This window comes from Kitasatospora sp. LaBMicrA B282 (genome assembly GCF_050325825.1).
In the GTDB taxonomy this organism is placed as follows: Bacteria; Actinomycetota; Actinomycetes; order Streptomycetales; family Streptomycetaceae; genus Kitasatospora.
In genome coordinates, this window is the sequence record NZ_JBNQTI010000130.1 from 1 (window position 1) to 26,830 (window position 26,830).

Annotated in this window: 29 protein-coding genes; 17 read left to right on the forward strand and 12 right to left on the reverse strand. The window is 72.2% G+C overall.

Features of this window, described 5'->3' with window-relative positions:
- Positions 1 to 1,381: globin domain-containing protein (locus tag ACQRUO_RS28435; RefSeq protein ID WP_428318952.1), on the forward strand; the 1,381-nt coding region annotated here is incomplete at its 5' end.
- A gap of 67 nt (positions 1,382 to 1,448) precedes the next feature.
- Here ACQRUO_RS28435 and ACQRUO_RS28440 read toward each other — a convergent pair.
- Both ACQRUO_RS28440 and ACQRUO_RS28445 read right to left on the reverse strand, forming a co-directional pair.
- On the reverse strand, positions 1,449 to 1,976 hold the full coding sequence (locus tag ACQRUO_RS28440) for an NUDIX domain-containing protein (protein WP_428318980.1): 528 nt from the start codon (positions 1,974 to 1,976) through the stop codon (positions 1,449 to 1,451).
- A 79-nt stretch (positions 1,977 to 2,055) separates the two neighbouring features.
- A complete protein-coding gene (locus ACQRUO_RS28445) occupies positions 2,056 to 2,433 on the reverse strand; it encodes a phage holin family protein (RefSeq protein ID WP_428318953.1) in 378 nt (125 codons plus the stop codon).
- Positions 2,434 to 2,490: 57 nt separating this feature from the next.
- On the opposite strand from ACQRUO_RS28445, the gene ACQRUO_RS28450 reads away from it, so the two are divergent.
- From ACQRUO_RS28450 to ACQRUO_RS28470, 5 genes are all read left to right on the forward strand, one after another.
- A complete protein-coding gene (locus ACQRUO_RS28450) occupies positions 2,491 to 2,808 on the forward strand; it encodes a cupin domain-containing protein (RefSeq protein ID WP_428318954.1) in 318 nt (105 codons plus the stop codon).
- 37 nt (positions 2,809 to 2,845) lie between these two features.
- Positions 2,846 to 3,553, forward strand: coding sequence for a thiaminase II (tenA, locus tag ACQRUO_RS28455; RefSeq protein ID WP_428318955.1), 708 nt, complete (start codon positions 2,846 to 2,848; stop codon positions 3,551 to 3,553).
- A gap of 201 nt (positions 3,554 to 3,754) precedes the next feature.
- Complete coding sequence (locus ACQRUO_RS28460) at positions 3,755 to 3,955, forward strand: DUF5326 family protein (protein WP_428318956.1); 201 nt, start codon at positions 3,755 to 3,757, stop codon at positions 3,953 to 3,955.
- A gap of 210 nt (positions 3,956 to 4,165) precedes the next feature.
- The gene (locus ACQRUO_RS28465; RefSeq protein ID WP_428318957.1) at positions 4,166 to 4,855 is read left to right on the forward strand and encodes a VC0807 family protein; all 690 of its coding nucleotides are present in this window, start codon (positions 4,166 to 4,168) and stop codon (positions 4,853 to 4,855) included.
- A 71-nt stretch (positions 4,856 to 4,926) separates the two neighbouring features.
- Positions 4,927 to 5,937 (forward strand): hypothetical protein, encoded by a 1,011-nt coding sequence (locus ACQRUO_RS28470; protein ID WP_428318958.1) that lies wholly within the window; start codon positions 4,927 to 4,929, stop codon positions 5,935 to 5,937.
- Positions 5,938 to 5,970: 33 nt separating this feature from the next.
- Here the strand turns inward: ACQRUO_RS28470 and ACQRUO_RS28475 are convergent, their stop codons facing one another.
- From ACQRUO_RS28475 to ACQRUO_RS28485, 3 genes are all read right to left on the reverse strand, one after another.
- Entirely contained in the window at positions 5,971 to 7,497 is a 1,527-nt protein-coding gene (locus ACQRUO_RS28475) for a flotillin family protein (RefSeq protein WP_428318959.1), read from the reverse strand.
- A gap of 145 nt (positions 7,498 to 7,642) precedes the next feature.
- Complete coding sequence (locus ACQRUO_RS28480; protein ID WP_428318960.1) at positions 7,643 to 7,843, reverse strand: hypothetical protein; 201 nt, start codon at positions 7,841 to 7,843, stop codon at positions 7,643 to 7,645.
- A gap of 100 nt (positions 7,844 to 7,943) precedes the next feature.
- Positions 7,944 to 8,963 (reverse strand): hypothetical protein, encoded by a 1,020-nt coding sequence (locus ACQRUO_RS28485; RefSeq protein ID WP_428318961.1) that lies wholly within the window; start codon positions 8,961 to 8,963, stop codon positions 7,944 to 7,946.
- 226 nt (positions 8,964 to 9,189) lie between these two features.
- On the opposite strand from ACQRUO_RS28485, the gene thiC reads away from it, so the two are divergent.
- Positions 9,190 to 11,010, forward strand: a complete 1,821-nt coding sequence (gene thiC / locus ACQRUO_RS28490; protein ID WP_428318962.1) for a phosphomethylpyrimidine synthase ThiC — start codon at positions 9,190 to 9,192, stop codon at positions 11,008 to 11,010.
- A 200-nt stretch (positions 11,011 to 11,210) separates the two neighbouring features.
- Here the strand turns inward: thiC and ACQRUO_RS28495 are convergent, their stop codons facing one another.
- Both ACQRUO_RS28495 and ACQRUO_RS28500 read right to left on the reverse strand, forming a co-directional pair.
- A complete protein-coding gene (locus ACQRUO_RS28495) occupies positions 11,211 to 11,510 on the reverse strand; it encodes a hypothetical protein (protein WP_428318963.1) in 300 nt (99 codons plus the stop codon).
- Positions 11,507 to 12,688, reverse strand: a complete 1,182-nt coding sequence (locus ACQRUO_RS28500; RefSeq protein ID WP_428318964.1) for a hypothetical protein — start codon at positions 12,686 to 12,688, stop codon at positions 11,507 to 11,509. The genes ACQRUO_RS28495 and ACQRUO_RS28500 overlap by 4 nt, the downstream gene beginning before the upstream one ends.
- 209 nt (positions 12,689 to 12,897) lie before the next feature.
- Between ACQRUO_RS28500 and ACQRUO_RS28505 the strand changes: the two genes are divergently transcribed.
- The 4 genes from ACQRUO_RS28505 (at position 12,898) to ACQRUO_RS28520 (ending at position 16,656) form a co-directional block, all read left to right on the forward strand.
- Positions 12,898 to 13,386, forward strand: a complete 489-nt coding sequence (locus tag ACQRUO_RS28505; RefSeq protein WP_428318965.1) for an ATP-binding protein — start codon at positions 12,898 to 12,900, stop codon at positions 13,384 to 13,386.
- 348 nt (positions 13,387 to 13,734) lie between these two features.
- Entirely contained in the window at positions 13,735 to 14,925 is a 1,191-nt protein-coding gene (locus ACQRUO_RS28510; protein WP_428318966.1) for a cupin domain-containing protein, read from the forward strand.
- A gap of 29 nt (positions 14,926 to 14,954) precedes the next feature.
- Entirely contained in the window at positions 14,955 to 15,827 is an 873-nt protein-coding gene (locus ACQRUO_RS28515; protein ID WP_428318967.1) for an aldo/keto reductase, read from the forward strand.
- 16 nt (positions 15,828 to 15,843) lie between these two features.
- Complete coding sequence (locus tag ACQRUO_RS28520) at positions 15,844 to 16,656, forward strand: hypothetical protein (RefSeq protein ID WP_428318968.1); 813 nt, start codon at positions 15,844 to 15,846, stop codon at positions 16,654 to 16,656.
- A gap of 335 nt (positions 16,657 to 16,991) precedes the next feature.
- On the opposite strand, the gene ACQRUO_RS28525 is transcribed toward ACQRUO_RS28520, so the two are convergent.
- The gene (locus ACQRUO_RS28525; RefSeq protein ID WP_428318969.1) at positions 16,992 to 17,963 is read right to left on the reverse strand and encodes a zinc-binding dehydrogenase; all 972 of its coding nucleotides are present in this window, start codon (positions 17,961 to 17,963) and stop codon (positions 16,992 to 16,994) included.
- A gap of 134 nt (positions 17,964 to 18,097) precedes the next feature.
- Complete coding sequence (locus tag ACQRUO_RS28530) at positions 18,098 to 18,934, reverse strand: helix-turn-helix domain-containing protein (protein WP_428318970.1); 837 nt, start codon at positions 18,932 to 18,934, stop codon at positions 18,098 to 18,100.
- A gap of 113 nt (positions 18,935 to 19,047) precedes the next feature.
- Between ACQRUO_RS28530 and ACQRUO_RS28535 the strand changes: the two genes are divergently transcribed.
- The 4 genes from ACQRUO_RS28535 to ACQRUO_RS28550 all read left to right on the forward strand — a co-directional run bounded on the left by ACQRUO_RS28535 (position 19,048) and on the right by ACQRUO_RS28550 (position 21,871).
- On the forward strand, positions 19,048 to 19,644 hold the full coding sequence (locus tag ACQRUO_RS28535; RefSeq protein ID WP_428318971.1) for an NADPH-dependent FMN reductase: 597 nt from the start codon (positions 19,048 to 19,050) through the stop codon (positions 19,642 to 19,644).
- 11 nt (positions 19,645 to 19,655) lie between these two features.
- Positions 19,656 to 20,624, forward strand: a complete 969-nt coding sequence (locus ACQRUO_RS28540; protein WP_428318972.1) for an aldo/keto reductase — start codon at positions 19,656 to 19,658, stop codon at positions 20,622 to 20,624.
- Positions 20,625 to 20,730: 106 nt separating this feature from the next.
- Positions 20,731 to 21,522, forward strand: a complete 792-nt coding sequence (locus ACQRUO_RS28545) for a 2-phosphosulfolactate phosphatase (RefSeq protein WP_428318973.1) — start codon at positions 20,731 to 20,733, stop codon at positions 21,520 to 21,522.
- Between the two features lie 52 nt (positions 21,523 to 21,574).
- Entirely contained in the window at positions 21,575 to 21,871 is a 297-nt protein-coding gene (locus tag ACQRUO_RS28550) for a putative quinol monooxygenase (RefSeq protein ID WP_428318974.1), read from the forward strand.
- Positions 21,872 to 21,898: 27 nt separating this feature from the next.
- Here ACQRUO_RS28550 and ACQRUO_RS28555 read toward each other — a convergent pair whose 3' ends face one another.
- Positions 21,899 to 22,381, reverse strand: coding sequence for a PH domain-containing protein (locus ACQRUO_RS28555; RefSeq protein ID WP_428318975.1), 483 nt, complete (start codon positions 22,379 to 22,381; stop codon positions 21,899 to 21,901).
- Between the two features lie 95 nt (positions 22,382 to 22,476).
- Positions 22,477 to 22,779, reverse strand: coding sequence for a putative quinol monooxygenase (locus ACQRUO_RS28560; protein ID WP_428318976.1), 303 nt, complete (start codon positions 22,777 to 22,779; stop codon positions 22,477 to 22,479).
- Between the two features lie 130 nt (positions 22,780 to 22,909).
- Between ACQRUO_RS28560 and ACQRUO_RS28565 the strand changes: the two genes are divergently transcribed.
- Complete coding sequence (locus ACQRUO_RS28565) at positions 22,910 to 23,920, forward strand: GlxA family transcriptional regulator (protein WP_428318977.1); 1,011 nt, start codon at positions 22,910 to 22,912, stop codon at positions 23,918 to 23,920.
- A gap of 32 nt (positions 23,921 to 23,952) precedes the next feature.
- Positions 23,953 to 25,779, forward strand: coding sequence for a DUF885 domain-containing protein (locus tag ACQRUO_RS28570; protein WP_428318978.1), 1,827 nt, complete (start codon positions 23,953 to 23,955; stop codon positions 25,777 to 25,779).
- Between the two features lie 32 nt (positions 25,780 to 25,811).
- On the opposite strand, the gene ACQRUO_RS28575 is transcribed toward ACQRUO_RS28570, so the two are convergent.
- The gene (locus ACQRUO_RS28575; protein WP_428318979.1) at positions 25,812 to 26,396 is read right to left on the reverse strand and encodes a MarR family winged helix-turn-helix transcriptional regulator; all 585 of its coding nucleotides are present in this window, start codon (positions 26,394 to 26,396) and stop codon (positions 25,812 to 25,814) included.
- Between the last annotated feature and the right edge of the window lie 434 nt (positions 26,397 to 26,830).

The following is a 26,830-nucleotide window of genomic DNA, read 5'->3' on the forward strand; positions in this document are numbered from 1 at the left end:
GGCCCCGCTGCCCGCCGCGCCCGCGCCGGCCCCCGTCCCCACTCCCGCGCCCGCGCCCGCGCCCGGGACCACGCCCGAGACCGCGCCCGAGCCCCGCCCCGCGATCGAGCCGCTGTTCCGCTGGGCCCCCGGCCTCAACTGGGCCGGCCCCGGCGACCACTGGAGCCAGGCCTGGGCCGCCGACCCGCTGACCGCCCCGCTCCCGCCCGCCTCCTTCGCCGCACTGTCGGCCGAACTCACCGGCCCCACCGCACCATCCCCGCCCACCGCCCGCGACGTGGAGCTGATCCGCGCCTCGCTGACCGTGGTCGAGCCGGTCGCCGACCGGGCCACCGCGCACTTCTACGCGCTGCTCTTCGTCCGCCACCCGGAGATCCGCTCGCTCTTCCCCGCCGCCATGGACGTGCAGCGCGACCGCCTCTTCCGCGCCCTGCTGCAGGCCGCGCGCAGTGCCGACGACCCGGCCGGGCTGACCGCCCACCTGACCCGACTCGGCCAGGGCCACCGCAAGTACGGCACGCTGAGCGGCCACTACGCCCCGGTCGGCGAGTGCCTGGTGGCCTCGCTGGCCCGGTACTGCGGCAACCGCTGGGACGCCGAGACCGAGCAGGCCTGGTACCGGGCCTACGCGTTGATCTCCACGGTGATGATCGACGCGGCCGAGCAGGCGGCCCGGACCTCGCCGCCCTGGTGGCAGGCCGAGGTGGTGGCGCACCAGCTGGTCGGCCCGGAGACCGCGCAGCTCACCGTCCGCCCCGACCAGGCCTACCCGTACCGGGCCGGCCAGTACACCACCCTGGAAACGCCCTGGTGGCCGCGGGTCTGGCGGCACTTCTCGTTCGCCACCGCGCCCCGCCCGGACGGGCTGCTCACCTTCCACGTGAAGGCGCTGCAGGCGGGCTGGGTGAGCAGCGCGCTGGTCCGCCGGGCGCACCCCGGCGACGTGCTGCGGCTCGGTCCGCCGGCCGGGACCATGGTGGTCGACCACGCCGACCCGGCCCCGCTGCTCTGCCTGGGCGGCGGCACCGGGATCGCCCCGGTCGGCGCGCTGGTCGAGGAGATCGCCGAGCACGGCGCGGCGGGCCGCGAGGTCACCGTGCTGTACGGGGCGCGCCGGCAGGCCGAGCTCTACCGGCTCGCCGAGCTGCGGGAGCTGGAGCGGCGGCACCCGTGGCTCCAGGTGCTCCCGGTGCTCTCCGAGGAGCGGTCGGCGGCGGCGCTCAGCGGGCTGCTCTCCGACGTGGCGGTGCAGCGCGGCCCGTGGGACGGGCACCACGCCTACCTCAGCGGCCCGCCGGCCATGGTGCGCCGGGGCGCCGCCGCCCTGGCCCACTCGGGCGTCCGGGCCGAGCACCTGCACCACGACCTGCTCGAGGGCTGACCGGGCCGGTGGGCCCGGTGTCGCCCCGGCCGGACCGCTCGGGTCGGGTCGGACCGCTCGGGTCGGGTCAGCCCAGGTCGGGGGCGAGCATCGCCCGGATCCCCTCGATGTTCGCGGCCAGGTAGGCGCGCAGCGAGGGCGGCACCAGGTTGACCGAGGTGACGCCCTCCCGGGTGAAGGGCAGCCGGACGATCTCGTACTCGCCCTGCGGCTCGTCCACCTCGGGACCGTGCCGCTGCGCCGGGTCCATGCCGGCCAGCCGGCAGACGAAGAAGTGCTGCACCTTGACCCCGTGCGGGTGGGCCAGGCTGCCGTCCTCGTGGTGCGCGTGCGCGACGGTGTCCACGAAGGCGGGCACCACGTCGACCACCTTGCCGCCCAACTCCTCGTCCACCTCGCGGTGCAGGGCGTCCGTGACGGTGCGGTCGGCGGCCTCCACCCCTCCGCCGGGGGTGATCCAGTAGGGATTGCAGCCGGGCCGGGTCCGCTTGATCACGATCAGCTCGGCCGGGCCGTGCCCGGGATCGTCGGGCGGCAGGTCGAGCAGGATCGCCCGCGCGGTGCGCTTGACCACCGGACGGGGGTGGGGAGTCACCTCGGCCACTCAGGTCACCTCCGGATGCCTGTTGTGCCTCAGCATCCCCGCAGCCCGCCGCCGCCGAAACCCCTGGCAGTCAGTCCTCGTCGTCGATCGCCAGGTGCAGGCCCCAGGCGACCAGGCTGACGATCAGCGATCCGAGCAGCGCCGGCAGGAAGCCCTCGACGTGGAAGTCCAGCTGCAGCCGGTCCGAGGCGAACGAGGTCAGCCAGAACATCAGCGCGTTGATCACGAAGGTGATCAGGCCCAGCGACAGGATGAAGAGCGGGAACGAGAAGAACTTCACCAGCGGCTTGATCAGCCAGTTGATCAAGCCGAAGATCAGGGCGACGGCGATCACGGTCAGCGTCTTCCGCTGCCAGGTGCCGCCGGACAGGGTGATGCCGTTGACGATCAGGGCCGCCACCCAGATGGCGGCCGCGTTGATGAGGGTCTTGACCACGAAGTGCTTCATGCCCCGCATGGTCGCAGGCCGCGGCGGCCGGTGGAAGCACCCAGGAGAGGAGCAGCAGTGAAGGTCTTCCGACTCGACGAGTTGGACCGCTTCCGCACCGAGCAGCAGGGGAGCTACCTGCGCTTCCTGCGCGAGAGCACCATGTCGGCCGGCCTCTACGCGCTGGCCCCCGGCGAGGTGGACACCCAGTCCGTGCACCGGCAGGACGAGCTGTACCAGGTGATCAGCGGCCGGGGCTCGCTCACCGTGGGGGAGGAGACCTGCACGGTGGCCCGCGGCAGCGTGGTCTTCGTACCGGCCGGCACCCCGCACCGGTTCCACCACATCACCGAGGAGCTGCGGGTGCTGGTGGTCTTCTCACCGCCCGAGACGTGAGGGCCCGCCGCGCCGGCGCGGACGTAGGGTCGGGGGCATGACGCAGCCCGAGACGCCGGACCGGACCTCCCCGCAGCACCGCTCGCTGACCGCGGAGCTGTGGGCCGAGACCGTCGCGCCGATCTACGCCGAGATCCTCGCCCACCCCTTCCTGGCCGGCCTGACCGACGGCACGCTGCCGCGCGCCGCGTTCCGCCACTTCGTCGTCCAGGACTCGCACTACCTGCGCGACTACGCCCGGGCGCTGGCCGTCTGCGCGGCCAAGGCGCCGGGCGAGGCCGAGGTGCGGGCCTTCGCCGACGACGCGATCGGCGCGCTGGCCGCCGAGCAGGGGATGCACGCCGAGTTCCTGGAGGCCTTCGGCAAGAGCGCCGAGCAGGCCGCCGGCGAGGCGGTGCTGCCCACCACCCGGGCCTACACCAGCTACCTGCTGGCCACCGTGTACGGCGGCTCGTTCGCCGAGGCGGTGGCCGCGGTGCTGCCCTGCTACTGGGTCTACGCCCGGGTCGGCGAGCGGCTGCTGGCCGCCTCCTCCCCCGACCCGCTCTACGCCAAGTGGATCTCGGTCTACGGCGACGAGGCCTTCCAGTCGGTGGTGCGGCGGGTGCTGGAGCTCACCGACCGGCTCGGCGAGCAGCTCTCGCCCGCCGAGCGGCGCCGGGTGCACGAGCACGTGCGGACCACCACCCGGTACGAGTGGATGTTCTGGGACGCCGCCTGGCGCGGCGAGCAGTGGCCGGTCTGAGCTGCGCCGCGGCCGCTCCGGGCGGTGGATAAGTCCCCGATAAGGGGGACCCTGAGGCCGCACCCTCAGGGCCGTATCCGGGTTCTCTCAGGGGCCTGAACCCTTCGTTTCCGCTCGGGTGCCCTCGTACGATCGAAGTACCGAAAGCGGACGGGATGCGGCGAGGGAAGCCCAACCCCACAGGGAGAGAAGGAAACGGACATGGCTGAGATCTGGAAGTCGCTGCCCGGCTGGGTGCGGAACATCGTCGTCCCGATCCTGGTGCTGATCATCGCGTTCAACGTCATCGGCATCGTCTTCAGCGTGGTGAGCTCGCTGGTCTGGTTCGCGGTCAAGGCCCTGGTGGTGGTCGGCATCGCGGCCGCGGTGGTGATCCTGGTCAAGAAGGCAGCCAAGGGCTGATCGCACGCCGCCTCCGCTCCGGCGCCCGTCCCCGCAAGGGGCCGGGCGCCGCGGCGTGTCCGGACCCGGTTCGCCCGCCCGCATGACAGCTGTCATGAGCCGCCGTGACAGCTGTCACCGAGCACGCGCGACAGCAGGCACTGACGCCCGGTCAGCCCGCCGAGACATGATCGTCATGTCAACGAGCGGGACCAACGGGAGGGCCGGACCATGAGCGAGATCACCAGCATCGAGGCGGTCGGCGGCACCGGCAAGCCGCGCAACCCGCTGGTCGGGGCCCTGCTGCCGCTCGTCGTGGACGTCGCGGTGCCGCTGGCCACCTACTACGCGGCGCACTCCCTGCTGGGCCTCGGGATGGTCGACTCGCTGATCGTGAGCAGCGTCGTCCCGGCGGTGCGCACCCTCTACGGGCTGCTGCGGGAGCGGAGTGTCAACGGCCTGGCCGGGCTGATGCTGGTGGTGAACGTGGTCGGCATCGTCGCCACCTGCATCGTCGGCGACCCGCGGCTGATGATCGCCAAGGACGGCCTGGTGAGCAGCGCGGTCGGCGCCGGCATCCTGGTCTCCGCGCTGCGCGGCAAGCCGCTGATGGCGCTCGGCCTGCGGCCCTTCCTGACCGGCGGCAAGCCCGCCCGGGAGGCCGCCTGGGACCGGCTGACCACCGACACCGAGTCGGCCGAGGGCCGGCTGTTCCGCACCCTGGCGCTGCGGCACTCGGTGGTCTGGGGCCTCGCGCTGCTGGTGGAGTGCCTGGCCCGGGTGGTCGGCGCCTACACCCTCCCGCTGCACACCATGGTCTGGCTGCCCACCGTCTTCCTGGTCGGCGCGATCGGCGCGGCCTCGATGATCACCGCGCCGACCACCGACGGGCTGAAGAAGCTGCTGGGCGAGCAGGCCTGAGCCGCGAAGCCCCGCAGCACTGAACCCCGAAGCACCGAACCCCCACCCCGAACCCGGACAAGGAGCCGACCATGCGCGGCAAGGGCATCAACTACGACACCGGATTCCAGCCGGGCGACCGCCTCTCCCGCAGCGACTTCGACCCCGCCCAGGTGCGCGAGGAACTGCGGGTGATCGCCGAGGAGTTGCACTGCACCGCGGTCCGGATCTCCGGGGCGCACCCGGAACGGATCGAGCTGGCCGCCGAGTTCGCCGCCGAACACGGCCTGGAGGTCTGGTTCGCGCCGTTCCCCTGCAACCTGGACGAGACCGAGCTGCTGCCCTACTTCGCCGACTGCGCGCGGCGGGCCGAGCGGATCCGGGCGCGCGGCGCCGAGGTGGTCCTGGTGCTGGGCTGCGAACTGTCGCTGTTCGCCGCCGGGTTCCTGCCCGGCGACGACTTCGAGGCCCGGCTGGCCGCGCTGACCAGCCCCGACCCGGTGGTGCGGGCCGGCTTCCGGGACGTCGGCGCCCGGCTGAACGCCTTCCTGGCCCGGGCCGCGGCCGTGGCCCGGGAGCAGTTCGACGGCCGGATCGGCTACGCCTCCGGCACCTGGGAGCACATCGACTGGACGCCGTTCGACCTGGTCGGGGTGGACGCCTACCGGGACGCGCAGAACGCCGACCGCTACCGGGAGGAGCTGCGGGCCCAGTTCCGGCACGGCAAGCCGGTGGCGGTCACCGAGTTCGGCTGCTGCGCCTACCGGGGGGCCGCCGACCGCGGCGGGCTGGGCTGGGCGGTCACCGACGGCAGCGGCCCGGAGCCGGTGATCGCCGAGGACCTGGTGCGCGACGAGCAGGAGCAGGTCCGCTACCTCAGCGAGCTGCTGGCCGTGTTCGAGGAGCTCGGGGTGGACAGCGCCTTCTGGTTCACCTTCGCCCACTACGACGCCGAGCACCGGGCGGAGCCGCGCCGGGACCTGGACCTCGCCTCCTACGGGGTGGTCGCGATGCTGCCGCCCGGCGACCCGGCGGCCCGTCCGGGGCTGGGCTGGCGGCCGAAGGAGGCGTTCGCGGCGCTGGCCGGGGCGTACCAGAACTGAACCGGACCGGGGCCGCACGGGCCGGTGCCCCGGTCAGCTGTCCCGGTCGCTCTGCACCGGGATCGACTGGGTGGTGGCGCCGTGCCGGCCGGCCGGCCGCGGCGCGTCGGCCTTCGCGCCGGTCGCGCCGGTCCCGTCGCCCGCGGCCTCCTGGCCGGGCTGCGCGCCGTTGTTCAGCGAGCCCAGCAGCTGCCGGGCCAGGCCCAGCCCGGTGCCGCCCATGGTGAGCGCCTTGGCGAACATCTCGCCCATCCCGTCCGCCCCGTTGAGCAGCACCATGTGCTCCACGTTGCCGAACGCGTCGGCCCCGGCCCGGACGATCTCCGGCCAGTTCTCGGCGAGTTGCTGGGCGACCACGGCCTCCTGGTTCTCGGCCAGCGCGGCCGCCCGGGCCTTGATCGCCTCGGCCTCGGCCAGACCCAGCGCGCGGGCCGCCTCGGCCGCCGCCAGACCCTTGGCCTCGGCCGCCGAGGCCTCGGCCTGACCGGTGGCCCGGGTGGCCTCGGCGGCCGCCAGACCGCGGGCCTTGGTGGCCTCGGCCTCGGCCTGCGCAGCGATCTTCACCCGGTTCGCCTCGGCCCCGGCGCGCAGTTCGGTCTCCTTGGCCTGCGCCTGGGCGGCGGAGATCCGGGCGTCGCGCTCGGCCTCGGCCTTGGTGCGGGTCTCGTAGGCGGCCGCGTCGGCCGGCTTGCGGACGTCCACCTGGAGCTGCTGCTCCTTGCGGTGCGCCTCCAGCTCGGCGACCTTGGTCTCCTGGACCACGACCTCCTGCCGGGAGGCGGCCAGCGCCAGCGGGCCCGCCTGCTGCGCCCGGGCTGCCGCGGTGTCCATCTCGGCCTGGTAACCGGCCTGCTGGATCCCCGAGTTGCGGGTGGCCTCGGCCTTGCGGGCGAAGGACTCCTGCTCGGCCTCGGTGGCGATCCGGTCGGCCTCGGCGGCCGCGATCCGGGCGTCCCGCTGGACGGCGGCGGCGTGCGGCGCGGCCAGGTTCTTGATGTAGCCGGTCGGGTCCAGGATCTCCTGGATCTGCAGCGAGTCGATGATCAGGCCGAGCTTCTCCATCTCGGTGCCGGAGGCCGCCCGGGTCTCCCCGGTCAGCCGCTCGCGGTCACGGATCATCTCCTCGACCGTCAGGCCACCGACGATCGAGCGCAGGTGGCCGGCGAAGACGTTGTGGACCCGCTGGCCCATGAACTTCTGCTGGTCCAGGAAGCGGCGGGCGGCGTTGGCGATCGAGATCGTGTCGTCCCCGACCTTGAAGATCACCACGCCCTTGACCTGCACCGGGATCCCCTGCGACGTCACGCACTCGACGTCCAGGTCGGCCTCGTTGAGGTCGAGCGAGAGCTTGCGGACGGTCTGGATGCCCGGCGTGACCATGGTCCCCCGGCCGGTCACGATGCGGAAGCCGAGCCCCTCGCCCAACCCCTCGGTGCGGTGCTTGGAGCCGGAGATGATCAGCGCCTCGTTCGGCTCGGCGACCCGCCAGCACATTTTGAAGAGCACGATCAGGATCACGATGGCCGCGGCGACGATCCCCGCGATGGTGCCGATCAACATCGGCCGTATCCCCCTTCGGAGCACACCGCTCCGTGGCTGCGCCAGGTTGTGCAGGATTGCGCGGACGCGGTGGCGAATCGAGATTGTGCGCCTGTTCCGATCACATGGGAAGCCCGGCGCATCCGGATCCCGTACCGGGACGGATTCAGATCGGTGACACGTAGACGGTTCGCGGCGGCTGGTACTCGACCACCACCACCTGAGTACCGGTCGGAAGCGGGTCGCCCGGCACCGCCAGGTAGGCGAGGAACGCCTCGGATCCCTGTCGCTCCGGCACGTGCAGCAGCACCTCCCCGACCAGCCCGGCGCCGACCTTCCCCGTAACCCGCCCCGTCAGTCCAGTCATGCCCGCGAGTCTGCCAGCGCCCACACGATCGGGTAAACACAGGGCGCCCGCTCGCGCCGGTGGGGCGAGCGGGCGCCCGGACCTCAGGGGCGGCGCCGGTTCAGTTGTGCGCGCGCTTGCGGCGGCGCACCGCCACCAGGATCGCGCCGCCCAGGACGACGACGGCCGCACCACCGATACCGAACGGCAGCGCGCTACCCCCACCACCGGTGAAGGCGAGCTCCGGGCCGGTGGCGGTCGGGGACGGGCTGGGCTTGGCGGTGGCCGTGGGCGTGGCGCTCGACGTGGGCGCGGGCTTGCCGGTGGCCGCGGGCTCAGCGGTCGTCGTGGGCGTGCCGGTCGGCGCCACGGACGTGGTCGCGGTGGTGCTCGCCGTCGGCGTCGGAGTCGGGCTCGACGCCGCAACGGTGTCGAAGCTCGCCGTCGGCGCGAAGACGTAGCTGGTGCAGACACCCGTCGGGCCGGGGGTGGGATCGACCGCCGCGTTCGGGTCCAGGAACTTGCCGGAGTCGTTGTCGAACAACTCGGAGGAGACCGCCAGCGCGAACTTGTAGTGGTTGGCCATGGGGGCGTTCATCACGCCGGTGTCAACGAGCGGTACGGAGAAGCGGAACCGGACCGTCAGGGTCGCGCCCTTGGCCAGGTCGAGGGGCCCGAGAGGCCCGTACGACAGGCCCGATCCCGACATGAGCGGCTGCGAGACCCGGAGGTTCTTCCAGTCCCCTCCGGTCTCCTTCGTCTCGATGGTGAAGGTGTGCCATGCGAGTTCCTGGTCATGGAGCCACTGCGCCCAGATGGTCACGCCGGGCAGATCGTGGCCGCTGGTGTTGGTGAGGGTGAAGGTCGATTCGACGGGTGCTCCGCCGAACACCAACTTGGCGTTGTCCAGTCCGGTCCAGGATCCCTGGAGCTGGACCTTGTTGATCCCGTTGAAGCAGTAGTAGGTGGGTGCAGTGGTCTGCGCCGAGGCCGTACCGGTCATCAGACCGAGACTCATGGCGAGGGCCGCCGTAACGGCAACGAGACGAGGCTTGGTCACGGTTTCCCCCGGAGATGGCGCAGCGGCGCCGAGCTGCCAGGGCGTCGCGTACACGAACAGTCGTGCGAACAACGCGAGCATAGTGAATCCGGCCACCCGGCGTCTCACCAGGGGTGCCACCCTGGACCCGAACGGGACGGCCCGCTACGGTGAGGGACGTCTGTCGCGGGCAACACCGCCCGCGGACACGGGAGCTCGGAGCACCGGGCTGAGAGGGCGCTGAAGGGTACGTGGGCACGCGTACCGACCGCTGCGCCGACCGCAGGAACCTGGACCGGGTAATGCCGGCGTAGGGAGTAGAGGTCCGATGACCACTTTTGATGCACCGCAGTCTGCCCAGAACACGTCCGGCAACGCCGCGGTGAGCAGCGCCGGCACCGGCTACCCGACCCCCGCCTGGCGCAAGGCCTACCGCGAGGGTTCCCGCCCCGACCTGCGGGTGCCCTTCCGCGAGGTGCAGCTGACCAACGGCCGCACCGTCCCGCTCTACGACACCTCGGGTCCGTACACCGACGCGGCCTACGAGCCCGACGTGCGCCGCGGCCTGCCCGCGCTGCGCGACCCGTGGATCCGCCAGCGCGGCGACGTCGAGGAGTACGACGGCCGCGAGGCCCGCCCCGAGGACGACGGGATCAAGCACACCGCGCCGCGCGGCGGGAACCTGCGCAACCTGGACGCGGTCTTCCCCGGCCGCCCGCGCCGCCCGCTGCGCGCCCGCGACGGCGTCGCCGTCACCCAGCTCGGCTACGCGAAGCAGGGCGTCGTCACCCCCGAGATGGAGTTCGTGGCGCTGCGCGAGGGCCTGACGGCGGAGTTCGTCCGCGACGAGGTGGCCCGCGGCCGCGCGGTGATCCCGGTCAACGTGAACCACCCGGAGGTGGAGCCGGCGATCATCGGCACCAACTTCCTGGTGAAGATCAACGCCAACATCGGCAACTCCGCGGTCACCTCCTCGATCGAGGAGGAGGTGGAGAAGATGACCTGGGCCACCCGTTGGGGCGCCGACACCGTCATGGACCTCTCCACCGGCCGCAACATCCACACCACCCGCGAGTGGATCCTGCGCAACTCCCCGGTCCCGATCGGCACCGTGCCGCTCTACCAGGCGCTGGAGAAGGTGGACGGCAAGGCCGAGGAGCTGAACTGGGAGGTCTACCGGGACACCATCATCGAGCAGTGCGAGCAGGGCGTGGACTACATGACCGTGCACGCCGGCGTGCTGCTGCGGTACGTCCCGATGACCGCCCGCCGCAAGACCGGCATCGTCTCGCGCGGCGGCTCGATCATGGCCGCCTGGTGCCTGGCGCACCACCAGGAGAACTTCCTCTACACCAACTTCGAGGAACTCTGCGACATCCTGCGCGCCTACGACGTCACCTTCTCGCTCGGCGACGGCCTGCGCCCCGGCTCCATCGCCGACGCCAACGACGAGGCGCAGTTCGCCGAGCTGCAGACCCTCGGCGAGCTGGGCCGGATCGCCCGCGCCAAGGACGTCCAGGTGATGATCGAGGGCCCGGGCCACGTCCCGATGAACAAGATCAAGGAGAACATGGATCTCCAGAAGGAGATCTGCGACGAGGCCCCCTTCTACACCCTGGGCCCGCTCACCACCGACGTGGCGCCCGGCTACGACCACATCACCTCCGGCATCGGCGCCGCCATGATCGCCTGGTGGGGCACCGCGATGCTCTGCTACGTCACCCCCAAGGAGCACCTGGGCCTGCCCAACCGGGACGACGTCAAGACCGGCGTGATCACCTACAAGATCGCCGCCCACGCGGCCGACCTCGCCAAGGGCCACCCCGGTGCCCAGGCCTGGGACGACGCGCTCTCCGACGCCCGCTTCGAGTTCCGCTGGGAGGACCAGTTCAACCTGGCCCTCGACCCGGAGACCGCTCGTGCCTTCCACGACGAGACCCTCCCCGCCGAACCCGCCAAGACGGCCCACTTCTGCTCGATGTGCGGCCCGAAGTTCTGCTCGATGAAGATCAGCAAAAGCATCACAGAGCTGTACGGCGACAAGGCCGTGAACACCCAGTACGACGCCGAAGCCCTGGCGGGTATGCAGGCCAAGTCCGAGGAGTTCGCCGAGCACGGCAACCGGGTCTACCTCCCGCTGGCCGACTGACCCGCGTCCACCAGCCGGCCGGGCCGGGAGCACCGTCCTGCTCCCGGTCCGCTGGCTCGCCGACGACTGCTCTGGGAGGCAGGAGGGGGCTTCCCAGCGCAGGCAGCGATGGCTTCAGGGTCGTGGGCTAATGAGGCTGTACGCGAGGGCGGCCGTTCTGGGTGCCTACACGGTCCCGGAACGGCCGCCCTCGCGTTGTGTCAGTCCCAGGTGGCCACAATCGGCTCGGGCCACTCTCCGGCCGTCGCCGCCAGGTCGGCCGGCAGTACCGCGAGCAGGCTGGCCCGACCGTCCGCGATGGCCTTCAAGGCGGCCTTCTGGGCGTCGTCCTTGCTCTCGAACATGCCCTCGCCCACGGTCTCGTTGTGGGGCGGTTCGCCGATCTCGCCGATCCACTGCGATGCGGTAGGCCACACCCGGGCGTGGGTCAGCCGGGAGGGCTCCGGCAACCCCGTGATGCCCCGGGCGGCGGCTTCCTTGATCGCGTCTTCGATCGTCATGTCTGGGCTCTCCTCATCTCGGCCACTGCGGCGTTCAGTCGTGCGGAGCGGACCACTTCGGAAAGATCGATGGCGGTGCGGGCGTACTGGTCGGCCTCGTCACGCGCGCCCTGGCGGTAGAGCGCAGTGGCCAACTGGGCGGTGCCGATGGCCTTTGCTCGGGCTCGGTTGGATGTCTGGGAGTCCACTGCCCGCCGGAGCCGTGAGACAAGGTCGGAGACCGGGTGCCCGGTGACCGTAGCCAGGAGGTACAGCGCCTGTCCGGTCTCGCCTTGCAGCTTGTGTTGGGTGAAGTACCACATCCACTGCGGCTCGCTCTGGAGGTCGGTAACTCGGCTGTAGATCGACTCAGCGAGGCTGATCTGCCTCATCACTTCGGCCTCGTCACCCCGGATCGCGTAAGCCTGGGCCTTGACCGCCGCGATCATTGCGAGAGCTGAGAGCGGCACGTTGCCCATGGCCATGTCCGCGAGGGAAATCGCGTCCGTGGCGCGCCCTTCAGCGATCTCCTGGCGGGCCAGGCCGGTTGCCACGTGGCAGAGGATCCCGTGGTCTCCGGACTCCTGTGCGGCCTTGATGCCCAGTCCGAACGTGCTGCGGGCCGGAGCGGACTGTCCGGCGTCGAACGAGGACCAAGCGGCGAGGTCAGCGAGATTGGCGATCTGCACGCACAGTCGGTCGCGGACACGAGGACCCATCGACGACTTGGTGAGATCGACGGCGCTTCGCAGTTCACCGAACGCGAGATGCCGGGTAGACAATCCACCGCTGCGTCGGTCCCACTCTTCCAAGGCATAGGTGCGTTCCGCGAGGTCGCTGACGTCCTTCATGCCGACCGCGGTCGGCGCCGGGAGGACATCGGGGAGGATCGTCGCTAACGAGACGGCGAGGAAGTCACGTCGCTTCGACTCACCCACCTCCTCACGGTCGTGCCGGGTCCGCTTCGAGAACAAGCCCAGCTCTGCGTTCGTGGCTACGCCGAAGACCCCACGCAGGGCGTCGCGGACCTCCTGCTCCGGCCACGTGATCGCTCCTCGTTCTAATCGGCTGATCACGTTGGCGTCAATCGCCCTGTCGCGCCTCGTCGCTGCCTTGATCCGGGTGTTGACCCGGCTTGCCACCTCGGCCTGGGTCCACTCTCGCCCTAGCCGAAGCCTTCGTAGCGCGTCGTTGGTCATGTGAGGCCCGTCTCCGCGGTGCCGTCGGTGGGAGGCAGACAGCCTAGTGAAGTGCCTACTGCCTGCCTACAGGATCGCCCTGTCCCTACCCCGTCCGCAGGCGTTTGATTGTGCCTCAGACGCCGGGAGTGACGGACCGGTTACTCCGACCGAGTCGGAACAGGTCCGGCCAACGGCGTCAGCATCCGTCCTTGCGAAGGGGTCATGGCATGCCGAACGAGCCGACGTTTCCAGTGCCGCAGCAGTGGGACGTGGAGCCGAGCGCGGCGGCTGTTCGTTCGGCCCGGCACCTGGTGCTCGGGATCGCGCGGTTCTGGCAGGTGCCGCTGTCGACCGACGCGCTGCGTGATGTCGAACTGTGTACGAGCGAGTTGCTGGCGAATGCCGTGGAACACACGAAGGCGCGCTGCAAGGTAACCGTGCGCTGGACGGGCCTTCGCCTGCGGGTCGAAGTCGCGGACACCAGCCTCCGGCTCCCGGATCCGGACGCGGCGCAGGACACCGTGACCGGAGGTCGAGGCCTGATGGTCGTTGAGGGCCTGTCGCACTCCTGGGGCTGGGAACCCTCCGGCGCTGGGAAGGTCGTGTGGTTCGAGATGGCCTCCGACCAGACCGTGACTGGTGACGGGCGCCTGTCGGTGCTGGTGCGAGCGGCCCACACGGATGTCCTCGCTCGGGAGTCGACCCCGGCCGCATAGTCCATGCCACAGGGCCCAGCGCGATCGTTGCTGTCGGCTCGGCCTGGTGGCCTCTCAATCTCCACCCGGTCCCTGGGGAAATGGGCCGGGTGGACCACGGCGCCGGTCGCCATGTCCCCCACGGCTGGCTGGCGCCACCCTCTGTCTTCTCGCCGGAGCTCCGGCGGGAGTCCCCCCAAGTAGAAGGGAAGAAGCAATGGTTCAGGACACCCCGGCGGCCCCGGCCGCTGACGGTGGTCTCCTGGTCGCTTCCAGGAAGATCGCCGCCGCTCGGACCCGTGCCGAGCAGCCGTCCGACAACACTGGCGGTAAGTCCGACCAGAACGACACCTGAGTCGGACGCCCACGATGCTTGATGCTGCTTCGTGGGCGGCGCGTCTGGGTGGGGAGTCCTTCCTCACCCAGACGCTCCACCGCTCCTACGCCGTCTTCCCTGGCAAGGCCGCCGCCGTCGTCGGCCTGCTGTCCTGGGACGACCTGAACGCCATCCTCGCCACCCAGCGGTTGGAACCTCCGCGGCTTCGCCTGTCGCTGGACGGCGAGGCCGTGCCCCACAGCCGGTACACGGTCCCGATGACCAACCGGCGGGCCGTGACCTGGCACCGGACTCTGCCGGCCGACCTGCACGCACAGTTGGCTGGCGGTGCCTCGCTCGTCGTGGACTCGATCGACACGATGCACCCACCGATCGGGTCGGCTGCCGAAGGCCTGGAACGCTTCGTCGGTACACCGGTACAGGTCAACGCCTACGCCTCGTGGACCGAGCGCGAGGGCTTCGGAACGCACTGGGACGACCACGACGTGGTGGTGGTCCAGATGCACGGGTCCAAGCGCTGGAAGCTCTACGGGTCCACCCGGACCGCTCCGACCTTCCGAGATCTGGAAGCCCCAGAGGAACCACAGGGTGAACCGCTCGCCGACCTGGTGCTGACCGCCGGGGATGTGCTCTACCTGCCCCGTGGCTGTTGGCACGCGGTCAGCGCGGACCAGGGAACGGAGTCCCTGCACCTGACCTTCGGCCTGGTCACCCACACCGGGGCGGAGCTGCTGAGCTGGGTCGTGGACCAGCTGCGTTCCCGTCTCGCACTGCGACTGGACGTGCCGCGCTTCGGTTCACCTCCTGAACAGGCTGCGTTCGTAGGGGAGTTGCGCGAGGCACTGGCGGTCGAGCTGGCCGATCCGGACCTGGTCTGTCGTTGGGCAGAGTCCATGGACACCACCCACTTCGGCCGTGCTGTGCCCTCGCTGCCTTACGTGAACGGCGTGCCCGCTCGCGCGGAAGTGTCGGTTCGCCTGACCGCTCCTCGGGCCCGGCTGACGGAGAACAGGTCTGAAGGCACGGTGACGCTCGCGGCGGCTGGAACCGAGTGGGACTTCACTCAACAGGCAACGCCGATGCTCCGGGCACTGCTCACCGGCCAGCCTGCCACCTTGGGATCGCTTGCTGCGACGGCCGACCTAGAGGTCAAGGACGTTGCCTCGCTCGTGTCCGTCCTCGTCGAGGGCCAAGCGGCCTCCGTGGTGAGGACGGCGCTGTGACGGCCGTCCTTGGGCTGGGAACGTACAGGGTGCGCGCCGTTCAGGAGGCGGCGCGCACCGCCCTCGCCGCCGGCGCGCCGTGGGTGGACACCGCCCCGAACTACGGGCACGGCCTGGCCCACCGCGAACTCGCTCCGGTGTTGGAGGAGTACCCCCAGGTCCTGGTGACGACCAAGACCGGGTTCCACACCGCCGCTCAGGGACGGGCGGCTGTCGTCGCTGGCGTGCTCACCGCCGGGCGGGCAGCTAGCGGGCACAACCTCTCTCCCGGGTTCATCCGGTGGCAGGTCGAGGACTCTCTCCGGATCCTCGGCCGCGCCGATCTGGTCTTCATCCACAACCCTGAGCGCATCCATCACGGTCAAGGTCGCGGTGAGTGCCACGATCAACTGCGCAAGGCTTTCTGCGAATTGGAGGCCATGGCACAGGTTGGCCGGATCCAGGGCTATGGAGTCGCCACCTGGTCGGGCCTCACCTCTGGTGCGTTCACGGTGGGGGAGTTGCTGACCCTGGCGCAGGAAGCCGCCGGCTCACCGCGCCACCACTTCAAGGGCCTGCAACTGCCGGTGAGCCTGGTGATGGCCGACGTCATCGGTCAGTCCCTCGACGCTGCCGGTCCGCTGATGCAGGCGCGTGACGCCGGAATGGCCACCTTCGGCTCGGCGCCGCTGCATGGCGGTGAGCTGCCGGGGCTGATGACACCCGAACTGGTGGAATTGATCCGCCCTGGTCTGTCGGCCCCGGCCGCCGCTCTGCTGGTGGCGGCTTCGTGCCCCGGTCTGGACGTGGTTCTGCTCTCGGCCAGCAGCCCGCAGCACTGGAACGATGCTGCCAAGGCGCTGGCCGATCCGCTGGCCGCCGACCAACTCAGGAAGGTGATCGATGTACTCGCCACCGGATGACGCGATCAGGCTGCGGATGGAGGCCGCGCACCAGTACGCGGCCCGTCGGCTCGGCGTGCACTGTGATGGTGTCCTGGTCTGGGGGGACCTCGGGCTCACGCTCAGCTGCCGGGCCGGGGATCAGTGGCTCCGCGTCTTCTCGACCAAGCGAACCGGCGCCCGGCCGAACGGTGAAGGCATCGTCGGGGCAGCGGCCCTGATCTCCGGCGACGTACCGCGCCCCCGGTTGCACGGCTCGCTCGACTGGGCCGCCGACGGGTTCGGCTACGGAGCGGACCTCCTCGACTTCGTGCCTCACCCCGTCATCTCGCCCCACCGCCCCGACCTGGTCCACGACCCCGACCTGTCCGACGAGTGGTGGAGCACCCTGCGCCGTGCTGTCATCCGCCTCGGCCAAGCCCAGGGCGTGCGCACCACGGTGCGTGACAGCTGGATCGAAAAGGCGTTCCCCCAGTTCCTCGGCATCCCCGCGCCAGCGAAGGTGGAGCGTGCCACTGGCCACGGTGACCTGCACTGGGGCAACCTGACCGCGCCGCTGGCCATCCTCGACTGGGAGCGCTGGGGCCTGCTCCCGGTGGGCTATGACCCAGGCAACCTGTACGTGAACAGTCTTCTCGTCCCCGAGGTGGCCACACGCATCCGCATCGAGTTCGCCGACGTGCTGGACACTCCCGCCGGCCGGATCGGCGAACTCATCGCCCTGGCAGAGATGCTGCAAGCCGTCGCCCGCGGCTACTACCCCGAGCTCGCCCCACTTCTCGTCGCCCGCTCAGCCGAACTCACTGGCGTCGAGCCGCCCGTACCGGTCAGCTCGGAGATCCCGGCCTGAGCGATCACGACGGTTTAGCTCACGTCAGCAGCGCCCCGCGCCCACCGGTGCCAGGGCGCTTGGCGTTTCCGGCGGGGTACTGCTGGGCGGGGCGATCGCTGCCTGCCATGTATGTCTGTATCTGCTGTTGCCCTGGTGGGCCGTTGGCGTCATGGCATCCGCGGTGCCCTGCTCCGTTGGTCCTCCGGGTGCCCTGGCCTTGGCGCGGTCGCGCGGCTTGGTCCGGGTATCGCCGCTTCCGATCCGGTTGCCGACGGCTGCTCTGGGAGGCAGGAGGGGGCTTCCCAGCGCAGCCTGCGGGGTGGTTGGAGCGGGGGTGATCGGAGCGGGGGTGATCAGATCAGCAGCAGGGTCTTGCCCAGGGCGCTTCGGCTCTCGATCGCAGCGTGCGCGTCCGCGGCGTGCTCCAGCGGGAAGGTCTGTCCGATGACCGGCCGGACCCGGCCCGCGACCGCCTCCGCCATCACCTGTTCGGCCCACTGGTGCATCCGCGGCCGGAACCCGTACAGCTGCTCGATCCCGATCACCTCGACTCCGCGCTCTTCCGCTGCCCCGGGCTCGATCACGGTCAGCCGACCGCTGGACGCGCCGTGCACGGAGAACCGGCCGTGGCGGGCCGTCAACTCGAACGCGGCCCGGCCGATCTCCCCGCCCACACCGTCGAACACGACGTCGACCCCCGCGCCGCCGGTCGCCTTGCGGACCTGCTCGGTCCAGTCCGGTGCGGAGTAGTCGACCGCCGCCTCGGCCCCCAGGGCACGGATCAGGTCGAGCTTCCGCGCCCCGCGGGCCAGCCCGATGACCCTGGCCCCCGCTGCCCGCGCCAACTGGACCAACAGGTTGCCGACCCCGCCGGCCGCCGCCTCGACCAGCACCCACTCGCCGGACACGATCCGGGCCCCCTCGACCAGCCCCGCCGCGGTACTGCCGTCCGTGTGCAGGGCGGCGGCCTCGCGCAAGCCCAGCCCGTCGGGCACCGGGACCAGGCTCTCCGCACCGGCCACCACCCGCTCGGCGAAGGCACCCGTCGCCCCGGCGTCCGCCAGAACGAGCCGACCGATCCAGCTCGGGTCCGCCCCTGCCCCGACCGCGCCCACCCGGCCGGCCACCATGCCGCCCGGCACGTAGGGCAGTTCGGGCTTGGCATGCCACTGGTCGACGCCCCGGCGGATCTGCGTCTCGACGAACGTGATGCCCACGACGGACGCCTCGACCAGCACCTGCCCCGCCCCGACGACCGGCTCCGGCGCCTCACCCGGCACCAGAACCTCCGGACCCCCGAAACGCACCGCCTGCACCGCCCGCATGCTGATCACTCCCCTGTTCAGGTGACTTCGACTCCGACGCCACGGATTCTTCAACCTCAAGCCGACTTGAGGTCAACCTCCCTGTGACCCACCTCACGCAGCCGTGGTCCTTGGCCCCGGTCTACCTGCGCGGGTCACGAGATGGCCCGCAGGTGGCCCGTGCCACGGTGGCGGAGCTGGTCGAGGGCCTGGGCCGTGGCGTCGTCGGCCGCGAGGAGGACCACCAACTGCTGGGCGTCGGCGGGCAGTTCCATCGTCTCGCGGAGCAGCCGCAGTTCGCCCGCGGTCGGGTGGTCGAGCCGGAGCACGCCGCGGCGCGGGACCGCGTGGCGGTTCAGGCGGCTGGTGAACTCGGGGCCGGCGACCGGGGCGAGTTCGGTGCTGAGCCACTCGGAGTTCTCGACGGACGGACCGAGCCAGAGATCGAAGGCCTGCTCGTCCGCGACGTCGGCCCAGTCGGCGAAGAGGGCCCGGGCGGCGGGGTGGGTGAAGACGTAGCGGGTGAGGTTCGGGGCCTCGGTGTCGAGCAGCCCGCTCGCGCCCAGCACCGCCGCGTAGCCGCTCGTCCAGGCCAACACGTCGCCCAGCCGGTTGGTCACCACCGCGATCCCCGGTTCGAGCAGCCGCAGCGTCTCGCGGACCGTTGCGCGCACCTCCCGGGCCGGCGGCGCGGGCCGGGTCCGGCCGGCGCACTCGCCACCCGTGATCTTCACCAGGTAGCGCAGGTGGTTGCGTTCCGCGGGGTCGAGGCTGAGCGCGTCGGCGAGCGAGTTCACGATCGGCACCGAGGGGTTGCGGTCCCGGCCCTGCTCGATCCGGGTCAGGTACTCGACGCTGATGCCGGCCCGCACCGCGAGGTCCGAGCGCCGCAGGCCCGGCGAGCGGCGGCGGCCGCGCTCGGGCAGTCCCAGCGACTCCGGCTGGATGCTGTCCCGCTTGGTCCGGATGAAGTCCCCCAGTGGTGTACCCATGGTGCGAGCGTAGGGCGCCGCGCGCCCGCGTGAGGAGTGCTCAACGTGGCCCCGCGGGGGCCAGCCTGAGCACGGCCTGGCTACCGCCGCCGGGCGGGCCGATCGTGGTGGCCATGCAGAACGACACGCAGAACTTGCTGATCATCGTCGGAAGCGTCCGCGAAGGCCGGTTCGGCCCGGTAGTGGCCTCCTGGGTCGCCGAACAGGCCCGGACCCACGGCGGGTTCGAGGTGGACGTCGTCGACCTGGCCGACATCGACCTCCCGCTCGCACTGCCCGCGGTGCCGCCGAAGTTCGCCGGCGACGCCTACCCCCGCCCGGCCGGAATGGCCCCGCTGACCACGGCCCTGGAACGCGCCGACGCGATCATCGTGGTCACGCCGGAGTACAACCACAGCTACCCCGCCTCGCTGAAGACCGCCATCGACTGGCACTTCACCCAGTGGACCGCCAAGCCGGTGGCCTTCGTCAGCTACGGCGGCGCCGCCGGCGGCCGGCACGCGGTGCTGCACCTGGAGAACGTGCTGACGGAGCTCCACGCGGTGACGATCCGCGACGGTCTGGCCTTCCCGAACTACTTCACGGCCTGGCAGGACGGCCACCCGCTGGACCCTGAGGTATCCGGGTACGCCAAGACCCTGCTGGACCAGTTGCTCTGGTGGTCGGGCGCGCTCCGGTCGGCTCGCGAGGCCGCTCCCTACCCGGCCTGAGGAGGCTGACGGTGCAGTACGTTCCGCTCGGGAACACCGAGTTGCAGGTCAGCCGGATCGCCCTCGGCTGCATGGGGTTCGGGGACCCGGCGCGGGGCGTCAACCCCTGGGCCCTGGACGAGGAGTCGGCGGCGCCGCTGTTCCGGCGGGCCGTGGAGCTGGGCATCACCTTCTGGGACACCGCCAACGTCTACGCCGGGGGCACCTCGGAGGAGCTCGTCGGCCGCGCGGTGAAGCGGTACGCCCGGCGCGAGGACATCGTCCTCGCCACCAAGGTGGGGCTCCCGATGCACGACGGCCCCGGGGGTGCCGGGCTCTCCCGGCGGGCGATCCTCGGTCAGGTGGACGCCTCGCTCGCCCGCCTCGGCACCGACCACATCGACCTCTACCAGATCCACCGGTTCGACCCGGCCACCCCGGTCGAGGAGACCATGGCCGCCCTCCACGAGGTGGTGACGGCCGGGAAGGTGCGGTACCTGGGCGCCTCGTCCATGTGGGCCTGGCAGTTCGCCAAGTTGCAGCACGCCGCGGAGCGGCACGGGTGGACGCCCTTCGTCGCCATGCAGAACCAGTACAGCCTGGTGCAGCGCGAGGACGAGCGCGAGATGTTCCCGCTCCTCGCCGACCAGGGCGTCGCCAGCCTGCCCTGGTGCCCGCTGGCCAAGGGCCGCCTGGCCCGGCCGTACGGACGGGTGACCGGCCGCTCGGCGAGCGATCCCGTCGGGCAGCGGTTCTTCGGCGAGGTCGACCGCCCGATGGTGGACGCGGTCGAACGCGTCGCGGCGCAGCGCGGGATCCCGATGGCCCGGGTGGCCCTCGCCTGGGTCCTCGCCAACCCGACCGTCGCCGCCCCCGTCATCGGCGCGACCGCGCCGGCCCACCTCGACGACGCGGCGGCCGCCCTGGCGGTGCACCTAGACGCGGCCGAGACCGCGGCGTTGGAGAGCGGGTACACGCCGCGTCGGCCGACCGGGTTCTGACGCGTGCTCGAGCCGCCGCGACATGCGGCTGCACCGCCGCTACGTGCGACTGCGCTGCTGCGGAATTCGCTTGCGCCGCCGCGGACCACTGCCATGATCGACGACCATGAGCGATTGGTTCCTGCAACGAGAGCACGGCGTCCGCTTCGAGTGGGGTCCCACCGGTGCGCGGCAGTTGGCGCCGGAGGGCGGCTGTCTGGTGGTGGTCGACGTGCTGTCCTTCACCACCTCGGTCACGGTCGCCGTCGAGGCGGGCGTGCGGGTCTACCCCTACGCCTGGCGGGACGGGACGGCGGTCGCCTTCGCCCGGGAGAAGGCGGCGGAGCTGGCGGTGGGGCGGCGGGCGGCCACCCCACAGGCCCCGTGGTCGCTCTCGCCGGCCGCCCTCCGGCGGGCGCCGTACACCCCCCGCCTGGTGCTGCCCTCGCCCAACGGCTCGGCGATCGCCGCCGCTGCCGGCGGCTCGACCGTGGTCGCGGGCAGCCTGCGCAACGCCGGTGCGGTCGGCCGGTGGCTGGCCCGGCAGGGCTACGGGAGCGTGGACCGGCCGGTGCTGGTGATCGCCGCCGGCGAGCGGTGGCCGGACGGCAGTCTGCGACCGGCGCTGGAGGACCTGCTGGGCGCCGGAGCGGTCATCGCCGCGCTGGCGGCGCAGGGCGGCGGGCCGCTGTCCCCCGAGGCGACCGCCGCCCGGGCGTGCTTCGTCGGGACCGCCGACGTCGCCGGCGCGGTGGCGGCCTGCTCCTCGGGCCTCGAACTGGTCCGGCGCGGGTTCACGGACGACGTGGCCATCGCCACGGAGCTGGACGCGAGCACGGTGGTGCCCGTCCTCACCGGCGGAGCCTTCACCGACTGCGCCGCCGGCCCCGGGGAAGGGTTCGACCGACCGCCGTGTTGATCCCGACCGGTACCGACGACGGCGCGCGAGCGCGGGAAGCGAGTGGGGGACCTTGTCCAAGAACGTGAACGTCATCGCGGTGTTGAAGGCCAAGCCCGGGATGGAGGAGCAGATGCGCGCCCAGGCCCGGTCGATGGCCGAGGCCAGCCTGGCCGAGCCGGGTTGCCTCTCCTACCGCAACTACGTGGACCCGGACGACCCGCGGTCCTGGGTGGTCGTGGAGGAGTGGGCCGACCGGGCGGCACTCGAGGCCCACCTGGCCAGCCCGCACCTGGCCCGCTCCCTCGAGCTGTCGAGCACCCTGCTCGCCGAGCCCCCGTCGCTGCGGATCCTCGCCGAGGTGGACTGAGTCCACCGGCAAACAAGCAGCTCGGCCCTACCCCGCCACCGCCCGGTGACGTTCCCAGGCGGCGATGAGTTGCTCGGTTCGCGCGTCGAACTCGGGGTCCGGGGCGAGCAGTTCGCCGTCGGTCAGGGCCGGGAGGCGGTGGCGGCGGCCGGTCGTGGTGGTGAGGTGGACCGAGCGTTGCGGCTTCCACCTGAGCAGTGGGCCCGGTTCGACCCGGATCGAGGCGATCTCCGGCCACGGGACGGTGCGGGCCGGCAGCAGGCCCCAACGGAAGCTGACCCCGTGCCGGTCCGCCGCGGTCCGGTTGCGGACCCCGCCGCCGAGCAGGAGCAGCAGGGCCAGGTCGGTGGTCGCGGCCACCCAGGCGCCGACGGCGCCGTACCCGAAGAGGTGGAGCGCGAGCGCCGGGTAGCCGACGAGCGCGACCAGCACCGCCGCCAGCCAGCGGCACCGCAGGTGTGCGGGGACACGGAAGTCCAGGTCAGGTTCGCCCGGCAGGGAGTGGGGCATGACCGGTGCTCCTCGGGAAGAGCGGGGCAGGGGGCTGGGCAGGGGGCGGGGCAGCGGGATGATCATAGGCCCGCTGCCCGGCGCACCGCGGCCCCCTACTTCGCGGCGAGCACGTCCACCCGCAGGATCTCCGGCTCGACGGCCAGCAGCCGCGGGGCCTCGGCCAGCAGCGCCGCGGCGATCTTGCCGTCCAGGTGGGCCTGGCGGGCCGGCTCGTCGGCGAAGGTGTCGAAGATGCCGAAGGTGGTGGGGCCCAGGCGCAGCACGTACCAGGTGAGGGTGCCGGTCTCCTGCTGGGCCAGCGGGAGGGCGCCGACCAGCAGGTCGTGCAGCTCGTCGGCGTGCTCGGGCTTGGCCTCCAGGCGGACGAGCAGGCCGAGCTTGGGGGTGGCGGTCATGGCGGGGTTCCCTTCGTTCGGGCTCTCACGGGGGTTCCAGAGGCCCGGTTCGAGCTGATGTGTCCAAGCTACGAGCCCGAACCCCGGGCTCCCCAGTGGCGGAACCGACACATCGCTTACCGTTTCCGCCATGAAGGTCTCGGTCCTGGTGCTCGACGGCGTGTTCGACTCCGGTCTCTCCTCGGTCCTCGACGTGCTGCAGACGGCCAACGAGCTGCGCGACGAGCTGCCGCAGCCCCCGCCCGCCTGGGAGGTGACCCTGGTCCACCCCGGCCCGGCCACCGCCCCGCCCCCGCGCACCGCCGCCGGCCACACCGTCAGCGCGGTGCCCGCCGGCACCGCCGCCCGGCCCGACCTGCTGATCGTCCCCGGGGTCGGCCACAAGCAGCCCGAACCGCTGCTCGCCTGGCTGGACGCCCCCGAGCAGCGGCCGGCCCGCGAGCTGGTGGCCGACGCCCACGCGGCGGGCGTGCCGCTGGCCGCGGCCTGCACCGGCACCTTCCTGTTGGCCGCGGGCGGGGCGCTGGACGGCCGGCCGGCGACCACCAGCTGGTGGCTGGCCCCGGTGTTCCGGCAGCGCTTCCCGCAGGTGCTGCTGGACGAGACCCGGATGCTCACCCACACCGACGGGGTGACCACCGCGGGGGCCGCGATGGCGCACCTGGACCTGGCGCTCGCCCTGGTCCGCGAGCGCAGCCCGCTGCTGGCCGACCTCGCCGCCCGCTACCTGGTGGTCGACTCCCGCCCGAGCCAGGCCAGTTACGCGATACCCGAGCACCTGGCCCGGACCGACCCGACGGTGGCCGGCTTCGAGCGCTGGGTGCGCGAGCACCTCGCCGAGCCGCTGCGGATCGCCGACGCCGCCCGCGCCCTGGGCACCAGCGAGCGCACCCTGCAGCGCGCCCTGGACCGGGTGCTCGGCGTCTCCCCGCTCCGTTTCGCCCAGCGCATCCGGCTGGAGCAGGCCGCCCACCTGCTGCGCACCACCGACCTGCCGACCGACGCGGTCGCCCGCCGGGTCGGCTACGAGAACGCCACCACCCTCACCTCGCTGCTCCGCGACCGGCTCGGCACCACCCCGGGCCGACTGCGCCAGGCGGCACCCACTGGACCACGTCCGCCACGCCCGACCGGCCCCTGACAACCGCCCGGCGCTGCGCCAGGATGGTGGCCATGTCCGATCACGCGCCGTCAGGCCCGCACCCCGCCACCAGCCCCGCAGTCGCCGACGCACCGCCGGCTCCCGGCACCGCTCCCGGCACCGCCGGCACCGCCCGCCGGATCGCCGACGCGTACGTGGCCGCCGTGGTCGCCCACGACCCCACCACCGCCGCCTGGTTGGGCGAGCCGGTCGGGATGGACCGGCAGCCGGCGCTGTCGCCCGAGTGGTACGAGGAGGCCGCCGACCTGGCCCGGCGGGCGCAGGCGGACCTGGCACAACTGGACCTGGCACAGCTGGAGAGGGCACAGCTGGACCCGGCGCACGCGGCGGGGCCGGCCGAGGGCCCGGAGGCGGACTGCGCACGGCTGCTGCGCGAGCGGCTGGCGGCCCAGCTGGCCTGCCACGACGCGGGCGACCACCTCTGGTCGATCCGCCCGATCAACGCGCCGCTGCACGAGCTGCGCCGGACCCTGACCATGTCGCCAGCCGAGGGCGAGGCGGACTGGGCGAACCTCGGCGGCCGGCTGCGGGACCTGCCCGCAGCGCTGGACGGGTACCGGCGGACGCTGCGCACCGGCCTGGACCGGAACCTGGTGTCGGCGCCGCGCCAGGTCGAGGCGGTGCTCCGCCAGCTGGCCGACTGGCTCGGCGAGGGGACCGGCCAGACCAGCCAGACCGGCCAGACCGGCGGGACCAGCTGGTTCGCCGACTTCGTCGCGCCGGGCCCCGACCGGCTGCGGGCCGAGCTGGACCGCTCCGCACTGGCGGCCACCGCCGCGCTCGCCGCCTTCCGCGACTGGCTGCGGACCGACTACGCGCCGGCCGCGGTCGGGGTGCCGGACGCGGTCGGCGAGGAGAAGTACCTGCGCGCCGCCCGCCGGGCCACCGGCGCCGACCTGGACGTCACCGAGGCCTACGACTGGGCCTGGGCCGAGTTCCACCGCACCCTGGAGGAGATGCGCCGCGCCGCCCACCAGGTGCTGCCGGGCGCGGGCGTGCTGGAGACAATGACCCACCTCAACGAGCACGGCCACGCGATCGAGGGCGAGGAGGGCATCCGGGCCTGGCTGCAGGAGCTGATCGAGCGGGCGATCGCGGACCTGGACGGCACCCACTTCGACATCGCGGGCCCGCTGCGCCGGGTGGAGACCCACATCGCGCCGCCCGGCGGCTCGGTGGCACCGCACTACTCGGGCCCCAGCCTGGACTTCAGCCGCCCCGGCCGCACCTACCTGCCGGCGCTGGGCCGCACCCGGTTCCCGACCTGGCAGCTGGTCAGCACCTGGTACCACGAGGGCGTGCCGGGCCACCACCTGCAGCTCGCCCAGGCGGTCACCCTGCAGCACCGGCTGACCCGCTACCAGGCGACCCTGGGCAGGATCAGCGCCAACACCGAGGGCTGGGCGCTGTACGCGGAGCGGCTGATGGACGAGTTGGGCTTCCTCACCGACCCGGCCAACCGGCTCGGCTACCTGGACAAGCAGATGCTGCGGATCATCCGGGTGATCATCGACATCGGCATGCACCTGCGGCTGCGGATCCCGGCCGACTCGCCGTTCCACCCCGGGGAGCTGTGGACGCCGGAGCTGGGCACCGCGTTCATGGCCGAGTACCACGGCAGTCCGCAGGCGCGGCGGATCGGCGAGATCGAGCGCTACCTGGGCTGGCCGGGCCAGGCGATCGGCTACAAGCTGGGCGAGCGCGCCTGGCTGGCCGGGCGGGCCGGGGCGCAGCGACGTCGGGGGGCCGACTTCGACCTGAAGGCCTGGCACATGGCGGCGCTCTCCCAGGGCTCGCTGGGCCTGGACGACCTGGCCGACGCGCTGGCCGCCCTCTGAGCCCACGCCGCTGCCCAGAGCTCCCGCCGCACTCAGAGCAGCGGCTCCTCGCCCTGCGCCAGGTACTGCTCCATCCGCTGCTGGTTCTCCACCACCCGCAGGCACAGGTGGCGCAGCGCGGTCAGCTCGGCGGGGGTGAAGCCCTGGAACATCGCGGCCATCGCACGCTGGGTCGGCAGCCGGAAGGTGTCGAGCCAGCCGCGGCCGGCCGGGGTGATCCGGGTGAGCACCGAGCGGCGGTCGTGCGGGTCCGGGATCCGCTCGGCCAGCCCCTCCCGCTCCAGGGTGTCGACCAGGCCGGTGACGTTGCGCGAGCTGACGTCGGCGGCCCGGGCCAGGTCGCCGATGCTCAGCGCCTCGCCGGCGGTGGCGCCGAGCCGGATCAGGATGTCCAGCGCGCCGGCGCTGAGTCCGCGTCCCTGGGCGCCGCGCGAGCGCAGCCGCTCCACGGCGTGGGTGGCGGCCCGGATGGCGGAGCCGGCCTCCAGGGCCAGGGTGTCGCCGCCGAGCACGAACTCGGCCATCACGGTACGGACCCGGGGGTCGTAGAGGCTCTCGTCGGCGTCCTGGGCCAGGCCGCGGGCGGACTGCTGGGGCGAAGTGTGTACCTGCTTCATAATGAAGCCGTACTCTATTCAGGTGGTATGACGATCCGTCAAGTACCGCAGGTCAGCAGCCCCTTCCGCTCCGTGACTGTAGCCCAACGCACCTCCCCGCCGGAGCGGAACGCCGCGAATCAGCCCGAGGCCCCAGGGCCTGTCTTCAAACTCCCGTCGTCCGCCCGAAGGGCGGGCGGGGCGGCGTTGGGGTGCGTGCATCGGCGGCGCCGAGGAAGGAGTCCATGCGGAGCATCGGCGACTGACGAGAAGCCGTCGAGGTGCGTGCCCCGGCGCCGCCCCGCAGACGGGAGTTTGAAGACAGGCCCTAATACTGCAACGGTGCTTAACCTGACGAGGCTTCAGCTCTTGGGCTGTGGCCTCGTCTCTTGTAGTGGCTGGTCCGGGCCTGGTGTTGGCGTCTGCGGCGCCAGCGGGACCAGTGCAGAACGTGG

What these genes read in the sequence shown, in the direction of transcription:
- ACQRUO_RS28445 (WP_428318953.1), bottom strand. Translation starts at nt 2,433, where the DNA reads ATGAAGCACTTCGTGGTCAAGACCCTCATCAACGCGGCCGCCATCTGG.
- ACQRUO_RS28525 (WP_428318969.1), bottom strand. Translation starts at nt 17,963, where the DNA reads ATGCGGGCGGTGCAGGCGGTGCGTTTCGGGGGTCCGGAGGTTCTGGTG.
- tenA (WP_428318955.1), top strand. Translation starts at nt 2,846, where the DNA reads ATGACGCAGCCCGAGACGCCGGACCGGACCTCCCCGCAGCACCGCTCG.
- ACQRUO_RS28500 (WP_428318964.1), bottom strand. Translation starts at nt 12,688, where the DNA reads ATGACCAACGACGCGCTACGAAGGCTTCGGCTAGGGCGAGAGTGGACC.
- ACQRUO_RS28505 (WP_428318965.1), top strand. Translation starts at nt 12,898, where the DNA reads ATGCCGAACGAGCCGACGTTTCCAGTGCCGCAGCAGTGGGACGTGGAG.
- ACQRUO_RS28570 (WP_428318978.1), top strand. Translation starts at nt 23,953, where the DNA reads ATGTCCGATCACGCGCCGTCAGGCCCGCACCCCGCCACCAGCCCCGCA.
- ACQRUO_RS28465 (WP_428318957.1), top strand. Translation starts at nt 4,166, where the DNA reads ATGAGCGAGATCACCAGCATCGAGGCGGTCGGCGGCACCGGCAAGCCG.
- ACQRUO_RS28555 (WP_428318975.1), bottom strand. Translation starts at nt 22,381, where the DNA reads ATGCCCCACTCCCTGCCGGGCGAACCTGACCTGGACTTCCGTGTCCCC.
- ACQRUO_RS28575 (WP_428318979.1), bottom strand. Translation starts at nt 26,396, where the DNA reads ATGAAGCAGGTACACACTTCGCCCCAGCAGTCCGCCCGCGGCCTGGCC.
- ACQRUO_RS28485 (WP_428318961.1), bottom strand. Translation starts at nt 8,963, where the DNA reads ATGCTCGCGTTGTTCGCACGACTGTTCGTGTACGCGACGCCCTGGCAG.
- ACQRUO_RS28520 (WP_428318968.1), top strand. Translation starts at nt 15,844, where the DNA reads ATGGAGGCCGCGCACCAGTACGCGGCCCGTCGGCTCGGCGTGCACTGT.
- ACQRUO_RS28495 (WP_428318963.1), bottom strand. Translation starts at nt 11,510, where the DNA reads ATGACGATCGAAGACGCGATCAAGGAAGCCGCCGCCCGGGGCATCACG.
- thiC (WP_428318962.1), top strand. Translation starts at nt 9,190, where the DNA reads ATGACCACTTTTGATGCACCGCAGTCTGCCCAGAACACGTCCGGCAAC.
- ACQRUO_RS28480 (WP_428318960.1), bottom strand. Translation starts at nt 7,843, where the DNA reads ATGACTGGACTGACGGGGCGGGTTACGGGGAAGGTCGGCGCCGGGCTG.
- ACQRUO_RS28545 (WP_428318973.1), top strand. Translation starts at nt 20,731, where the DNA reads ATGAGCGATTGGTTCCTGCAACGAGAGCACGGCGTCCGCTTCGAGTGG.
- ACQRUO_RS28560 (WP_428318976.1), bottom strand. Translation starts at nt 22,779, where the DNA reads ATGACCGCCACCCCCAAGCTCGGCCTGCTCGTCCGCCTGGAGGCCAAG.
- ACQRUO_RS28460 (WP_428318956.1), top strand. Translation starts at nt 3,755, where the DNA reads ATGGCTGAGATCTGGAAGTCGCTGCCCGGCTGGGTGCGGAACATCGTC.
- ACQRUO_RS28510 (WP_428318966.1), top strand. Translation starts at nt 13,735, where the DNA reads ATGCTTGATGCTGCTTCGTGGGCGGCGCGTCTGGGTGGGGAGTCCTTC.
- ACQRUO_RS28470 (WP_428318958.1), top strand. Translation starts at nt 4,927, where the DNA reads ATGCGCGGCAAGGGCATCAACTACGACACCGGATTCCAGCCGGGCGAC.
- ACQRUO_RS28535 (WP_428318971.1), top strand. Translation starts at nt 19,048, where the DNA reads ATGCAGAACGACACGCAGAACTTGCTGATCATCGTCGGAAGCGTCCGC.
- ACQRUO_RS28565 (WP_428318977.1), top strand. Translation starts at nt 22,910, where the DNA reads ATGAAGGTCTCGGTCCTGGTGCTCGACGGCGTGTTCGACTCCGGTCTC.
- ACQRUO_RS28475 (WP_428318959.1), bottom strand. Translation starts at nt 7,497, where the DNA reads ATGTTGATCGGCACCATCGCGGGGATCGTCGCCGCGGCCATCGTGATC.
- ACQRUO_RS28530 (WP_428318970.1), bottom strand. Translation starts at nt 18,934, where the DNA reads ATGGGTACACCACTGGGGGACTTCATCCGGACCAAGCGGGACAGCATC.